This window comes from Phenylobacterium sp. P4_E10 (assembly GCF_056401675.1).
This window is the reverse complement of the sequence record NZ_JBFUIW010000008.1, coordinates 1-14,680: the sequence shown is the minus strand read 5'-3', so window position 1 is coordinate 14,680 and position 14,680 is coordinate 1. Positions and strand designations below refer to the sequence as shown.

General features: G+C 68.4%; 13 protein-coding genes. 12 read left to right on the top strand and 1 reads right to left on the bottom strand.

The annotated features are described in order from the left end of the window. Positions 1 to 20 precede the first annotated feature (20 nt). The 6 genes from AC1DQJ_RS10970 to gyrB all read left to right on the top strand — a co-directional run bounded on the left by AC1DQJ_RS10970 (position 21) and on the right by gyrB (position 7,149). On the top strand, positions 21 to 662 hold the full coding sequence (locus tag AC1DQJ_RS10970; protein WP_477603135.1) for a LysE family translocator: 642 nt from the start codon (positions 21 to 23) through the stop codon (positions 660 to 662). A 251-nt stretch (positions 663 to 913) separates the two neighbouring features. After that, positions 914 to 1,864: a retroviral-like aspartic protease family protein gene (locus tag AC1DQJ_RS10965; RefSeq protein WP_477603133.1), complete on the top strand. Its 951-nt coding sequence runs from the start codon at positions 914 to 916 to the stop codon at positions 1,862 to 1,864. A 138-nt stretch (positions 1,865 to 2,002) separates the two neighbouring features. After that, positions 2,003 to 3,121 (top strand): DNA polymerase III subunit beta, encoded by a 1,119-nt coding sequence (gene dnaN / locus AC1DQJ_RS10960; protein WP_477603131.1) that lies wholly within the window; start codon positions 2,003 to 2,005, stop codon positions 3,119 to 3,121. A 6-nt stretch (positions 3,122 to 3,127) separates the two neighbouring features. Continuing rightward, positions 3,128 to 3,538 carry an NUDIX hydrolase gene (locus AC1DQJ_RS10955; RefSeq protein ID WP_477603129.1) on the top strand — a complete coding sequence of 137 codons (411 nt, stop codon included), beginning with the start codon at positions 3,128 to 3,130 and terminating at the stop codon, positions 3,536 to 3,538. A 45-nt stretch (positions 3,539 to 3,583) separates the two neighbouring features. After that, on the top strand, positions 3,584 to 4,726 hold the full coding sequence (recF, locus tag AC1DQJ_RS10950; RefSeq protein WP_477603498.1) for a DNA replication/repair protein RecF: 1,143 nt from the start codon (positions 3,584 to 3,586) through the stop codon (positions 4,724 to 4,726). Further along, a complete protein-coding gene (gyrB, locus tag AC1DQJ_RS10945) occupies positions 4,723 to 7,149 on the top strand; it encodes a DNA topoisomerase (ATP-hydrolyzing) subunit B (RefSeq protein ID WP_477603127.1) in 2,427 nt (808 codons plus the stop codon). The genes recF and gyrB overlap by 4 nt, the downstream gene beginning before the upstream one ends. Before the next feature lie 6 nt (positions 7,150 to 7,155). Here gyrB and AC1DQJ_RS10940 read toward each other — a convergent pair whose 3' ends face one another. Further along, positions 7,156 to 8,316 carry an MFS transporter gene (locus AC1DQJ_RS10940; RefSeq protein WP_477603125.1) on the bottom strand — a complete coding sequence of 387 codons (1,161 nt, stop codon included), beginning with the start codon at positions 8,314 to 8,316 and terminating at the stop codon, positions 7,156 to 7,158. A gap of 172 nt (positions 8,317 to 8,488) precedes the next feature. Between AC1DQJ_RS10940 and AC1DQJ_RS10935 the strand changes: the two genes are divergently transcribed. The 6 genes from AC1DQJ_RS10935 (at position 8,489) to pseI (ending at position 14,627) form a co-directional block, all read left to right on the top strand. After that, on the top strand, positions 8,489 to 10,309 hold the full coding sequence (locus AC1DQJ_RS10935) for a flavin-containing monooxygenase (RefSeq protein ID WP_477603123.1): 1,821 nt from the start codon (positions 8,489 to 8,491) through the stop codon (positions 10,307 to 10,309). Positions 10,310 to 10,394: 85 nt separating this feature from the next. After that, complete coding sequence (locus AC1DQJ_RS10930; protein WP_477603121.1) at positions 10,395 to 10,886, top strand: DUF2267 domain-containing protein; 492 nt, start codon at positions 10,395 to 10,397, stop codon at positions 10,884 to 10,886. Between the two features lie 179 nt (positions 10,887 to 11,065). Next, positions 11,066 to 11,938 carry a class I SAM-dependent methyltransferase gene (locus AC1DQJ_RS10925; protein WP_477603119.1) on the top strand — a complete coding sequence of 291 codons (873 nt, stop codon included), beginning with the start codon at positions 11,066 to 11,068 and terminating at the stop codon, positions 11,936 to 11,938. 21 nt (positions 11,939 to 11,959) lie between these two features. Further along, entirely contained in the window at positions 11,960 to 12,907 is a 948-nt protein-coding gene (locus tag AC1DQJ_RS10920; RefSeq protein ID WP_477603117.1) for an ATP-grasp domain-containing protein, read from the top strand. Further along, positions 12,904 to 13,584, top strand: coding sequence for an HAD family hydrolase (locus tag AC1DQJ_RS10915; protein WP_477603115.1), 681 nt, complete (start codon positions 12,904 to 12,906; stop codon positions 13,582 to 13,584). The genes AC1DQJ_RS10920 and AC1DQJ_RS10915 overlap by 4 nt, the downstream gene beginning before the upstream one ends. Next, the gene (gene pseI / locus AC1DQJ_RS10910) at positions 13,581 to 14,627 is read left to right on the top strand and encodes a pseudaminic acid synthase (RefSeq protein WP_477603113.1); all 1,047 of its coding nucleotides are present in this window, start codon (positions 13,581 to 13,583) and stop codon (positions 14,625 to 14,627) included. Before AC1DQJ_RS10915 ends, pseI begins: the two co-directional genes overlap by 4 nt. Positions 14,628 to 14,680: the final 53 nt, after the last annotated feature.

Below are 14,680 nucleotides of genomic sequence, written 5' to 3'. Positions count from 1 at the left end.
GCGTCAACGGGAGGCGCTCCATGTCCGAACCCCTCGCCCTGCTCAGCATTCTCGGCGCGCTGCTGCTCGGCGCCATGAGCCCTGGCCCAAGCTTCGTTCTGGTGACCCGTATCGCCGTCACGCGGTCGCGTCTCGACGCACTGGCGGCGGGCCTCGGGATGGGCGTGGGCGGGGCCGCGTTCGGCGCCCTTGCCCTCGCGGGGCTGAGCGCCATCCTGCTTAGGGTAGAGGTCCTACACCTGGCCTTCCAGTTGGCGGGCGGCGCCTATCTGATCTACCTCGGAATCCGAATCTGGCGCGGCGCCGGTCAACCGATGCCGGCGCCCGCCCCAGGCGAGCCGGCCGCCCGGTCACCCTTGCGGACGTTCTGGCTGGCCTTCATCACCCAGGTCAGCAACCCGAAGACCGCCATCGTCTATGGGGGCATCTTCGCCGCGCTGTTGCCGCCCTCGCCGCCGACCTGGCTGCTGGTCTCGATCCCGCCCGCCGTGTTCGTGGTCGAGGCAGGCTGGTACGCCGCCGTCGCCCTGGTCTTCTCGGCCGAGCGGCCCCGCGCCGGCTATGCCCGCGCCAAGGGCGTCATCGACCGCCTTATGGGCGCGATCCTCGGCGCGCTTGGCGCCCGCCTGATCTTCGAGACGTTCGCCCCGCGCACCGCCTGACCTGCCGACCGGCGCCTGGCAGGTTTCGCCGCCCGCCGCGCCGATCGCTGTCGATAGGCCGATCGGGCTGGCCGATACCCGGTGGCGCTCAGATGCGCCGCGAGCCATGGACCGGGCCGATCGAAAGACGCCGATCCAGCCGTGCGCCGGGGCGCGATCGCACAGCCCTGGATTGATCCTAAGTCGCCGTAAAGTTTGACGCTTTCCCGGCCCGGGCGTAGGCTGCGCCATAGGTCAAAAGGGAGCGGAACGTGCTGGTCGGGTCGCAGACTCGCCGCCTCGCACTCGGCAGGCTCGCCGCCGCCGGAGGACTCCTCCTTTCGGCTCCGCAGGCCGCCTTCGGGCAGGTTCCTGAGAGTCCGGCTCCAGAACTTGACGATGAACCCACCACTATCGCCATCACCCGCGAGCTGTTCGAGCACATCACCGCCCCGGTGACGATCAATGGCCAGGGGCCGTTCCGCTTCATGGTCGACACCGGCGCCAACGTCTCCTGCGTGTCTTCGGGCCTGGCCCAGAAGCTGGCCCTGCCCCGCGGCCGCGAGTTGCAGGTCAACACCGTGGTCGGCCGCCGTGGCCGCCCCAGCGTCACCCTCGAGCAGCTGCAGATCGGCACGCGGACCCGTAAGCGGGTCGAGGCCCCGGTGCTGCCGATGGGCGAGTTCGACATCGACGGGGTGCTGGGCATCGACTGGCTTAAGGGCCAACGGCTGGTGATGGGCTTCGCCGGCAACACCCTGGAGATCACCAAGTCCAGGCGCGAGGACAGCGCCAAGGGGCGGGTGGTGGTGCCCGCCCGCCGCAAGTCCGGCCAGCTGACCATCGTCGACGCCGACCTGAGCGGCAAAGACATCAGCGCGATGATCGATTCTGGATCTCAATTCTCGTTGGGAAACAGCGCCTTACGGATGCTGATCGAGAAGATCGACCCCAGCGCGCGGGCGCGCGCCACCAAGGTCGGGATGATCTCCATCGCCGGCGAGGCGTTCACCGGCGACCAGCTCTACCTGCCGTTCCTGCGGCTGGGCGGCCTGACCCTCGGCAACGTCCCGGTGGTGTTTACCGACATGCCGATCTTCAAGCTCTGGGACCTGCACGAGACCCCGACCATCATGATCGGCATCGACCTTCTGACCCAGTTCGAAACAGTCGCCGTCGACTTCGGCCGCTCATCCGTGCGCTTCGACATCGCCAAGGCCTGAAGCGTTTGCGCATCATCCCCCGCTCAGATGGTTTCGCCCCCTTTAACAGCGCCGCAATTCGGCTAATGTCCCAAGTCCCTCCAGCGTAGGGGGCGACGGCGCACTTGGCGCCGCGCTTGGAGAGATTCGGACCGGAACATGAAGCTTACGATTGAACGGGCGGCGCTCATGAAAGCGCTGGGGCATGTGCAGAGCGCCGTCGAGCGCCGCAACACCATCCCGATCCTCTCGAACGTGCTGCTCTCAGCAGAGCGCGATCGCCTGACCTTCTCGGCCACAGATCTCGACATGGAGATCATCGACGAGGCCGTGGCCCAGGTGGATCAGCCCGGCCAGATCACCGCGCCCGCCCACACCCTCTACGAGATCGTCCGCAAGCTGCCCGAGGGCGCCGACGTCTCGCTGAGCTTCACTGGCGAGGATCCGCGCCTGACCGTGGCCGCCGGCCGCTCGCGCTTCAATCTTCCGGTTCTGCCGGCCGGCGACTTCCCCGTGATGTCCTCGGACGGCCTCTCCAGCCGTATCGGCGTCGACGTCAACGACCTGATCCGGCTGATCGACAAGACCCGCTTTGCAATCTCCACCGAGGAGACGCGCTACTACCTGAACGGCCTCTACCTGCACACGGTCGTCGACAACGGCGTCCAGAAGCTGCGCGCGGTGGCTACCGACGGCCACCGCCTGGCCCTGGCCGAGATGGCCGCGCCCGAAGGTTCGGCCGGCACGCCGGGCGTGATCGTGCCGCGCAAGACTATCGGCGAGGTCCGCCGGCTGCTGGATGACGCTGGCGAGAACGTCGACCTGCAGGTCAGCCCTCAGAAGATCCGCCTGGACTTTAACGGAGCGGCCCTGACCTCGAAGGTGATCGACGGCTCGTTTCCCGATTACAGCCGCGTGATCCCGCAGGGCAACGACCGCATCATGCTGGTCGACAACAAGCTGTTCGCCAAAGCCGTGGACCGCGTCGCCACCATCTCTGCGGAGAAGAGCCGCTCGGTACGGATGGCCATAGAGCCCGGCAAGATCATCCTGACGGTCCGCAACATGGAGGCCGGCCAGGCTGTCGAAGAGCTGGAAGTCGACTATTCCGGCGAGGCCTTCGAGCTTTCGTTCAATGCTCGCTACCTGCTCGACGTCACCGACCAGATCGCCAGCGAAACCGCCGAATTCCGCTTCGGCGGCCCGAACGATCCGGCCCTCGTGCTCGATCCGGTCGACGCCGACGTCCAGTACGTGCTGATGCCGCTGCGGGTTTAGCCCCTTATGCGTCACGGTGATTACGCGTGCGCGGTCCTCTGGCGGGACGGCAAGCTGCTGCTCGGCCTGCGCAGCGCCGGGCGAAGCACTTACCCGAACTGCTGGGACACTCTCGGCGGCTTCGCCGAGCCGGGCGAGACGCTCGGCGAGGCCCTGGCCCGCGAACTGACCGAGGAACTGGGCGTCTTCCCGACCGCCTGGCGCCACATCGCGATGATCCAGGAGCCTAACCCGCAGACCAACGGCGAGGGGCGCTACCACGTGTTCCTGGTCACCGCCTGGAGCGGCGAGGTGAACATGCTCGGCGACGAACACGTCCGCCTGGAGTGGTTCACACCCGAGGAGGCCGCGAATCTTGAGGCGCTGGCCCTGCCTGAGTACCGCGACGTGTTCGCCCTCGCCGCCGGCGCGGCGTGAGCACGGGGTTTGGGGCTCGCCCCCGAAACCCGCTATGACGCGGCGGTGACCACCGCCTTCACGCGCCTCTCCCTGACGAACTTCCGCTCCTACGAACGGGCGGAACTGGCCCTTGATGGAAGGCCGGTGTTCCTGGTCGGGCCGAACGGGGCGGGCAAGACCAACCTGCTAGAGGCGATCAGCCTATTCACGCCAGGCCGCGGCCTGCGCGGGGCGGTGGGAGCCGAGCTTGGCCGCCGCATGCCAGGGGAAGCGCAGGGCCGCCCCTGGGCGGTCGCTGCAATCATCGAGCAGGACGGCGAGCCAACCCGCCTGGGGACCGGCGTGGAGAGCGCCGGCGCGGCGCGCCGCAGCGTGCGGCTGGAGGGCGAGCCCGTGCCCCCCGGGCGGCTGGCCGACCATCAGCGCCAGGTCTGGCTGACCCCGGCCCAGGACCGCCTGTTCCTCGAAGGCGCGGGCGATCGGCGCCGGTTCTTCGACCGCCTGGTGTTCGCGGCCGAGCCCGGCCACGCGGCCCACGCCAGCGCCTATGAGAAGTCCCAGCGCGAGCGCATGCGGCTGCTGGCCGACGGCCCCGCCGACCCCGCCTGGCTGACGGCCCTGGAGGCCCGCATGGCCGAGGCCGGCGCCCTGATGGCCGCCTCGCGCTCACGGACCCTGAGCGCGCTCCAGACCGAGATCGACGGGCGCGGCGACCGGCCCTTCCCGCAGGCGCGGATGACCCTGACCGGCGATTGGGAGCGGATGGCCGGCGAAGGCGTCGAACTGGCCGAAATCGAGGCGCGACTGACCCGCGCATTGTCCGGCGCACGCGAGCGCGACGCCGCCGCCGGACGCGCCCTGACCGGCCCGCACAGGGGCGATCTGGCCGTCATCCACGCCGAAAAGGACCGCCCCGCGGCCGAATGCTCGACCGGCGAGCAGAAAGCCCTGATTCTGAACCTGGTTTTGGCCCAGGCGGCGCGTCTTTCGCGTGCAGAATCGGCTCCAAACCCTATATTGCTATTGGATGAAGTCGCAGCGCATCTGGACCGCCGTCGGCGAGCCGCGCTCTTCGACGAAATCGAGGCGCTCAGGCTGCAGGCATTCCTGACCGGCACGGACGAGCATCTCTTCGAGGATTTGAAGGGCCGGGCCCAGGGCGTCCATGTGGACGGCTCGAACCTGGCGATTCTGGATACGGTATGACCGACGAAACCCAAGGCGAATCCAACGGCCAGGCTGAGTATGGCGCGGAGTCCATCAAGGTCCTGAAGGGCCTGGACGCGGTGCGCAAGCGCCCCGGCATGTACATCGGCGACACCGATGACGGCTCTGGCCTGCACCACATGGTCTATGAGGTGGTCGACAACGCCATCGACGAGACCCTGGCCGGTTGGGCGAGCCGGGTCGAGGTGATCCTCAACGCCGACGGTTCCTGCACCGTCACCGACGACGGCCGCGGCATCCCGACCGACATCCACGAAGGCGAAGGCGTTTCAGCAGCCGAGGTCATCATGACCCAGCTGCACGCCGGCGGTAAGTTCGACCAGAACTCCTACAAGGTCTCCGGCGGTCTGCACGGCGTCGGCGTCTCGGTGGTCAACGCCCTGTCCGACTGGCTGAAGCTGAAGATCTATCGCGGCGGCAGGGCCTACGAGATGGAGTTCCGCCGCGGCGACGCAGTATCGCCCCTGGTGGTCACCGGCGACGCGCCGATGCGCGAGAACGGCGAACCGCTGTCGGGCACCGAGGTCACCTTCCTGCCCTCGACCGAGACCTTCGCGTTCATCGATTTCGACCGCAAGACGCTCGAGCACCGCCTGCGCGAACTGGCATTCCTGAACTCCGGCGTGACCATCTGGCTGAAGGACTTCCGCGAGGCCGAGCCCTTTGAAGAGGTGATGTCCTACGAGGGCGGCATCGAGGCGTTCGTGCGTCACCTCGACAAGGCCAAGACCCCTCTGATCAAGATGCCGATCGTGGTGCGCGGCAAGAAGGACAACGTCGAGCTCGACCTGGCTCTCTGGTGGAACGACGGCTACCACGAGAACGTCCTCTGCTTCACGAACAACATCCCGCAGAAGGACGGCGGCACCCACCTGGCGGCGTTCCGCTCGGCCCTGACCCGGATCATCACCGGCTATGCCGAGAGTTCCGGCGCGACCAAGCGCGAGAAGGTCTCGCTGTCAGGCGAAGACGCCCGCGAAGGCCTGACCTGCGTGCTGTCGGTCAAGGTTCCGGACCCGAAGTTCTCGTCCCAGACCAAGGACAAGCTGGTCTCGTCGGAAGTTCGCCCGGCCGTTGAGAACTTGGTGTCGGAAGGCATCAGCACCTGGTTCGAAGAGCACCCCAACGAAGCCAAGATGGTGGTCCAGAAGATCGCCGAGGCCGCCGCCGCCCGCGAGGCGGCGCGCAAGGCCCGTGAACTGACCCGCCGCAAGTCGGCGCTCGACATCACCTCGCTGCCCGGCAAGCTCGCCGACTGCTCGGAAAAAGACCCGGCCAAGTCGGAGATCTTCCTGGTCGAGGGCGACTCTGCCGGCGGATCGGCCAAGCAGGCGCGCAACCGCGAGAACCAAGCCATCCTGCCCCTGCGCGGCAAGATCCTGAACGTCGAGCGGGCCCGCTTCGACAAGATGCTGTCGTCGGACCAGGTCGGCACCCTGATCACCGCCCTTGGGGCCGGCATCGGCCGCGACGACTTCAACATCGAGAAGCTGCGCTACCACAAGATCGTCATCATGACGGACGCCGACGTCGACGGCGCGCACATCCGCACCCTGCTACTGACCTTCTTCTACCGGCAGATGCCGGAGGTGATCGAGCGCGGCTATCTCTATATCGCCCAACCGCCGCTCTATAAGGCGACCAAGAACCGCCAGTCCCGATACCTGAAAGACGATGCCGAGCTGGAAAGCTACCTGATGGACGAAGGCGTCGACGGCGCGACCCTCGACCTCTCGGGCGGCGAGCGTCTGATCGGCGCCGACCTGCTGGCCCTGGTCCAGAGCGCCCGCGGCGCCAAAGCCAATATCGAGCGACTGGCCACGCGCGCGCCCGCCTTTGCGATCGAACAAGCGGCCCTGGCCGGCCTGCTGAAGGAAGAAGAGCCCGACCTGGCCAAGGCGGCGGCCCGCCTCGACCTCTACGCCGAGGAAGGCGATGGCGCCTGGAGCGGCGAAAAGGCCGCCACCGGCGGCTACGCGTTCTCGCGCACCAAGCGCGGCGTCTCTGAACGCATCGTGCTCGACGACCTGCTGCTGCACGCCGCCGACGCCCGGCGCCTCTCCGAACGCGCAACCGCGATGACCGAGACCTTCGAGGGCGTGGCGACCTTCACCCGCAAGGACAAGACCGCCACGGTCCGCGGTCCGCTGGACCTGTTCAATGCGGTGATGGAAGCGGGCCGCCGCGGCCTGTCGATCCAGCGCTACAAGGGTCTGGGCGAGATGAACCCCGACCAGTTGTGGGAGACCACCCTGGACGCCGACGCCCGCACCCTGCTGCAGGTCAAGGTGACCCACGCCGACGACGCCGACGACATGTTCACCCGCCTGATGGGCGATCTGGTCGAACCGCGCCGCGAGTTCATCCAGGCAAACGCCCTGGACGCCGAAGTCGACGTCTAGCGGCCTCTAGGCCGGCTTCACCGCCGGCCGCGGGAACACAAACGCCAGGGTCAGCAGCGCCGCCAGCGACATGCTGAGCGCTGTCGCCGGGATCGCCGGCACGCCGAAGTTCGCCAGGGCTGCGCCGCCCATAGCCGAGCCCAGGGCCTGGCCGACAGAGATCACCGAGCCGTTTAGGGCCAGGGCGACCGGCGCGCCGCCGGTCAGATCTATCAACCGCGCCTGGACCACCGGGGTGATCGAGAACAGGGCCGTCGCCGCGACGAAGATGCCCAGCGCCACCAGAGCCGCGCTAGGCCAGCCGGCCGGGGCGAGCTGGTGCGTCGCGCCGAAGTGGATCGACATCGCCGTCGCCTGGATCACGAAGCCGGTCAGGATCCAGCTTCGGCCCAGATTGCGGTCGGCCGCCCGCGCGCCAAGCCACAGGCCGACGATGGAGCCGAAGCCGATCATCGACTGGAAGGCTCCGACGCCCGCGCCGGTCACGCCGGCCCCGACGCGCACGATGGGCGCGATGTAGAGGTTCAGCGTCATGTTGGCGGCGAACGCCAGGAAGGTGGTCAGGTAGAGCGGCCAGACGACCGACATCGGCACCGACCCGCCTTCGCGCTTCGGCGGCGCGGGAACCTTGGGCAGGAAGGCGAACACTCCCACCAGAGCGATGGCGGACAGGAGGCCGGCGAACAGGAAGGTCGCCCGCCACCCGAACGCATTGCCGACCACGCTGCCGATTGGGATGCCGACCACGAAGGCCAGGGTCATCCCGCCGGACACCATGGCCAGGGCCGACCCTCGACGCTCAGGCGGCGCCAGGGTCGCGGCCGCCACGCTGGCCGCGGGGCCCGACAGCGCCCCGGCCAGACCGGCCAGCGCCCGCAGCACCATCAGAGTTCCGAAGTTGGGGGTCAGGGCGCACGCGACATGCAGCGCCACGCTGAGGCTCAGCCCAGCGATCACCATCAGGCGGCGGTCTATCCGGCCAAACAGCCAGGCCGCCACCGGCCCAAGCACCGCCGAAGTCAGCACGAAGGCCGTCTGCAGCTGCCCGGCCACCGCCGTGGTGACGTCAAGATCGGCGGCCAGCGTCTCCAGCAATCCTGCGAAGATGAACGCCCCCGACCCGAACGCGAACGTGACCATGGTCAGGACGAAAATGCGCGGGTTCATCCATCGAGCTTAGCCGCGGGCGCATACCGGCCGCCAGAAGATTAGCTCGGAGTTTTTCTGATTACGGCGTCGCAGTTTTTGCGACGGCGCGGGCGCGCTCCCATTTCTTCGGCATTGCCTTCCGCGGGGTGACCCGACTTTCGATGGCGCGACATAGTTTCGGGAGGAACGCATGGCGGATTCTGCTGACGCTGCGAAGGCGGGGAGCGGTCTGGGCTTCGACCCGGCCAAGCTGCGGGCGCGATACTTGGCCGAGCGCGACAAGCGCCTGCGGGCGGACGGCAACGCGCAGTACGTCGAGATGGCGGACGGGTTCGCCCACTATCTCGAAGACCCCTACGTCGCTGCCGGCTTTACCCGCGAACCTCTCACCGATGAGGTCGAGGTGGTGGTGATCGGCGGGGGCTTCGGCGGCCTGCTGGCGGCGGCGCGCCTGCGTGAGGCCGGCGTCAAGGACCTACGGGTCATCGAGAAGGGCGGCGACTTCGGGGGCACCTGGTACTGGAACCGTTATCCCGGCGCGGCCTGTGACGTGGAGAGCTACGTCTACCTGCCGCTGCTGGAGGAGACCGGCTACATCCCGGTCGAGAAGTACACGCGCGCGCCGGAAATCCTCGCCCACAGCCGCGCCATCGCCGAGCAGTACGACCTTTACGCCAACGCCTGCCTGCAGACGGAGGTCACCGGCATGACCTGGGATGATGCGGCTGCCCGCTGGATCATCTCCACCAATCGCGGCGACGCCATGAAGGCGCGCTTCGTATGCATGGCGAACGGCCCGCTGCACCGGCCCAAGCTGCCTGGCATTCCGGGCGTCGATAGCTTCAAGGGCCACACCTTCCACACCAGCCGCTGGGACTACGACTACACCGGCGGCGATTCCAATGGCGGCCTGACCGGCCTGGCCGGGAAGCGGGTGGGGATCATCGGCACGGGCGCGACCGCCGTGCAATGCGTGCCGCACCTCGGCGCAAGCGCGGGCCATCTCTCCGTCTTCCAGCGCACGCCCTCATCCATCGACGTGCGCAACAACCGCCCCACCGATCCGGACTGGGCCGCCGGCCTGGAGCCTGGCTGGCAACAGGCGCGAATGGACAACTTCAACACCCTGGTAAGCGGCGGCTTCGCCGAGGAGGACCTGGTCAACGACGGCTGGACCGACATCATCCGCAATCTCGGCCTGATCGCCCGCAACAAGCTGGCCGGCGAGGGCGCGCAGGATCCTGCGACCCTGGTGCAACTGGCCGATTTTCAGAAGATGGAGCAGATCCGTGGCCGCGTGGATTCCGTCGTCCGCGATGAGCGCACCGCCGAGGCGCTGAAGCCATACTACAACCAGTTCTGCAAGCGCCCCTGCTTCCACGACGAGTATCTGGACACCTTCAACCGACCGAACGTCACCCTGGTCGATACCGAGGGCCGGGGCGTGGAGCGCATCACGGAAGCAGGCGTCGTCGCCAACGGCGTCGAATACGAGCTCGACTGCCTGATCTTCGCCACCGGCTTCGAGGTCGGCACCTCCTATGCGCGTCGCGCCGGCTATGAAGTCGCGGGCCGTGGCGGGGTGACCTTGACCGGCAAGTGGGATGGCGGGATCTCGACCCTGCACGGCATCCACAGCCGCGACTTCCCCAACTGCTTCATCATGAGCAACAGCCAGTCCGGCTTCACGGTGAACTATCCGCACATGCTCAACGAGCAGGCCAAGCACATCGCCTACATCATCGGCCAGTGCGCCGATCGCGGCGTCGCCGTCGTCGAGGCCTCCGAGGCTGCGGAAACGGCCTGGGTGCAGGCGGTGGTCGACTCCGCCCTGCAGCGAGCCAAGTTCGCCGAGGAGTGCACCCCCGGTTACTACAACAACGAAGGCCAGCCCTCCGTCCTCGCGGCGCGCAACGGCCCCTACGGCAAGGGGCCAATCGCCTTCGTCAGGCTGCTGGAGGCCTGGCGCGAAAACGGGGCGATGGAAGGCCTTGAACTGACCCGCGGCTGAGCGCCTGGATCACGAAGCCGCGTGGTGCGGAACCTGCGCCGATGGCGGACGGTTGCCTGATCGTCCGCCATCGAAGGAGGCTCTCATGAGCGCCAACGGCCTGGACGTCTTCGACAGGACGCTGCACACGACCAACGCCTGGCTCAAGGAGATCTCCGAAGAGCTAGGCATCGACCGTCATGCCGCCTGGAAAGTGCTCAGCGTGGTGCTGCACAAGGTCCGCGACCGCCTTCCCGTCGACCTTTCGGCCCACCTGGGCTCGCAGCTGCCCCTGCTCGTCCGCGGCGTCTATTACGATCAGTACCAGCCGGCCAAGCAGCCGAGCCGCTGCAACACCCTGGAAGAGTTCGTCGACGACATCGGCGACTGGCTGAGCGACGCCACTCCCCTCGATCCGCGCCGCGCGGCCCAGGCGGTGTTCGCCGTGCTGTCGCGGCACCTGGCGGCTGGCCAGGTCGAGAAGGTGCGGGCCAATCTGCCCAAGGCGGTTCGCGCCGCCTGGCCAGCTGAGCCGACGCCCCGGCGTAAGCCGCCGAAGACCGCCGAAGACGCGGCCGCGATGGCGACCGGAATCTGACGCCAGCATTGTCACTGCGCGGTCAGCGAGGGGTACTCTGGTCGCAGCTGCGCCCGCCACGCCAGGCGCGTCATAGTAGCGCAGGACATTCCCTTCGTTTAGGCGACTCCGCGCATCCGGGTTGACCGAGCCTTAACTACGATCAGGGGTAGATGGGCCGTTGAACGGGGAGTGTCGCCTTGAGCCTCAAACTGGTCGAACGGCCCGAGGGCTATTTCGAGATCGAGCCGCGGCCGACGCCCGATGAGCTCGCCGCCTACTATCGCAACAAATACTACGGCTCTACGGACGGCCGGACGCCCTACGCCCATGGCTATACGGCCGAGGAGCTAGAGCACAAGCTGCTGCAGCCCGCCGAGACGGAACTGGTCTGGGGCCGCGCGCCCGGCCGCCTGCTTGAGGTCGGCGTCGGCGAGGGCTTCACGCTCGACTACTTCCTCAAGCGGGGCTGGCAGGCCAAGGGTCTCGACTTCACCGACGACGGCGTCCGCGAGTTCCATCCGCACCTGGCCGAGCACCTGATGCTCGGCGACGCCTTCGCGCTGCTCGACGCCGAGATCGCCAAGGGCGAGGTCTATGACCTGGTCATCTGCAACAATGTCCTGGAGCACGTGATCGATCCGATGGGCCTGCTCCAGCGGCTGCGGGCGATCGTCGCGCCGCAGGGACTGTTGCGCGTCGCCGTGCCCAACGACGGCTCTTGGCTGCAAGACCAGATCGTCAAGCGCGAGCTGGCCGATCCGGAGTTCTGGCTGGCCGCCCCTGACCACCTCAACTACTTCAACACCGACACTCTGCCCCGCGCCCTGGCCAGCAACGGCTGGGAAGTGGTCGAGCATCTCGGTGAGTTCCCCATCGACATCTTCCTGCTCAATCCGGACACCGCGTATATGCGCGACCGCAGCAAGGGCCGGAACTGCCACTTCACCCGCATCGCCTTCGAGATGGGGCTGTGGAGGCAACGCTCGCTGGAAGCGGTGATCGAGTTCCGGCGCGGCTGCGCCCGGGCCGGCGTGGGCCGTAACCAGACCGCCTACGCCCGTCCGGTCTAGGCGAGCGCTGAGCGGACGTCGATGAAGGTCCTCATTCTCAGCGCCGCGGCAAAAGTCCTCCTGGTTCAGGCGTTCCAGGCTGCGGCGCAACCCGCGTGCGTGCAGGTAATCGCTGCTGACATCGCCCCGGACAACGCCGCCCTGTTCGCGGCCGATCACGCGGTGATCCTGCCGCGCACGGACCACCCGGGCTTTGAAGACGCATTGGCTGAGGTTTGCTCGCGCCACGACATCGGCCTGGTCGTGCCGACCCGGGACGGCGAATTGGCTGCGCTCTCGGCCGCCCGGCGACGCTTCGCCGACCGGGGGATCCTGGTGCTGGCGCCCCCGCCGGAGGCCCTGGCCGTCTGCAGCGACAAGCGGCGCTTCACGCAGTTCTGCCATGACCTCGGCCTGGCGACGCCGCGGACCTTTGCGCCCGGCGAGCCCCCCGATCGCTTTCCGGTCTTCGTCCGACCTGTCGTCGGCGCCGGCGGCCAGGGCGCGCGCCGGATCGATTCGCTCGCCGACCTGCCGGTTGGCGACGCGTACCTGGTCCAGACCTTCGACGAAGCGCCGGAGTTCACCATCGACGTTCTGATGGATCTCGCCGGCGCGCCGCTGCAGGCCGTCGCCCGCCGCCGGCTTCAGGTCCGCGACGGCGAGGCGACCAAGTCGCGCACCGAGGACATTCCTGCCCTGACCGAGCAGGCCTTGAAGCTCTGCGCCGCCCTAGGTCTCGTTGGCCACAACGTCGTCCAGGCGTTCCACGATGAGGCCGGCGCCCGGTTCATCGAGATCAATCCGCGGTTCGGCGGCGCCTCGAACCTCTCGATCCAGGCCGGCCTCGCTTCGCCCGAGCGCATCCTCCAGATGGCGCGCGGGGAGACCGAGCAGGCCGCCCGCCCGCGCCCGATCACCTATGGGCTGACGATGCTGCGCTACGCCCAGGACCGGATCGTCACCGATCAGGACCTGGCGGGGCTGTGATCTCGGCGCTCCTCATCGACCTCGACGATACGCTCTATGACGAGCGGAGCTACGTGCTGTCGGGGTTCAGGGCCGTCGCGGCGGAGCTGGCGGGGCGCTACCCGAACCTCGACGCGCAGGCGCTGGCCGCAGCGATGGAGGCCGAGCTCGACGCCCATGGCCGCGGGCGGATCTTCGATGTGGTGCTGGAGCAGGCCGGGATCGGGCCGGACGTGATCGGGGACATGATCAGGGTCTATCGCGAGCACCGGCCGGTGATCAGCCTGTGGCCGGGGGTGGCCGACACCCTCAGGTTCCTGGCCAAGACCTATCGGCTGGCGATCGTCACCGACGGGCTGGCGACGATGCAGGCGCGCAAGCTCGAGGCGCTCGGCGTCGGCGAACTGGTCGACGAGGTGCTGCTGTGCTGGGAGTACGAGGCCCCCAAGCCGAGCCCGGCCTGCTATCTTGAGGCGATGCGGAAGCTGGAGGCCTTCCCGGCCCAGAGCGTGGTGATCGGCGACAATCCGGGCCACGACATGGCCGCCGCCGCCGCCGCCGGTTGCCGTTCCATCCGGGTCCGTACCGGGAGGTTTTCAGGCCAGGCCCACGGCGACTTCCCGCCGGACGCCGAGGCCGCGCATTTCGTGGAGATCGCCGCCGTGCTGGCGCATCTCGAATCTGGAGCTGAGGCGTGAGCCACGTCACCATCGCCGGCCGCAAGATTGGCCCGGGCCATCCGCCCTACATCGTCGCCGAGATGTCCGGGAACCATAACGGCGACATCGGCCGCGCCCTGGCGCTGATCGACGCGGCCAAGGCGGCGGGCGCCGACGCGGTCAAGCTGCAGACCTACACCGCCGACACCATCACCCTCGACCACGACGGCCCTGGCTTCACGGTGCACGGCGGACTGTGGGACGGCCGGCGGCTCTATGAGCTCTACGAGGAAGCCCACACCCCCTGGGACTGGCACGAGGCGCTGTTCGCCCACGCCCGCGAGATCGGCATCACGGTCTTCTCCTCGCCGTTCGACCCGACGGCGGTGGAGCTGCTCGAAAGCCTCGCCGCCCCGGCCTACAAGATCGCCTCGTTCGAGCTGGTCGACCTCCCGCTGATCGAGCTCTGCGCCCGCACCGGCAAGCCGCTGATCATGTCGACGGGCCTGGCCTCCCCGGCCGAGATCGCCGAGGCGGTGGCCGCCGCGCGCGGAGCCGGCGCCGCCGAGATCATCGTGCTCCACTGCAACAGCGGCTACCCGACCCCGCCGTCGGACATGAACCTGCTGACCCTGCCGCACCTGGCCGCCGAGCACGGCGTCGCGGTCGGGCTGTCGGACCACACCATGGGAGTCGCCGCCTCGGTGGCGGCGGTGGCGCTGGGCGCCTGCTTCATTGAAAAGCACTTCACCCTCAGCCGCGCCGAGGGCGGGGTCGATTCCGATTTCTCGCTGGAGCCGGCGGAGCTGGAGCGGCTGGTGACCGAGTGCCGCGACGCCTGGCTGGCGCTGGGGAGCGTCCGCTACGACGAGGCGCCGTCGGAGGCGTCCAGCCGCGACCATCGCCGCTCGCTCTACGTGGTCGCCGACGTCGCCGCCGGCGAGCCGCTGACGCCCGCCAACGTGCGATCGATCCGGCCGGGCTTTGGCCTGCCGCCCAAGCACCTGCCGCAGGTGCTCGGCCGCAAGGCCAGCCGCGCCCTGCCCCGCGGCGCGCCGCTGGATTGGACGATGGTGGAGTAGGGGCGACCTAAAGGCCCCCTCCGTCGCGCTTCGCGCGCCACCTCCCCCAAAGG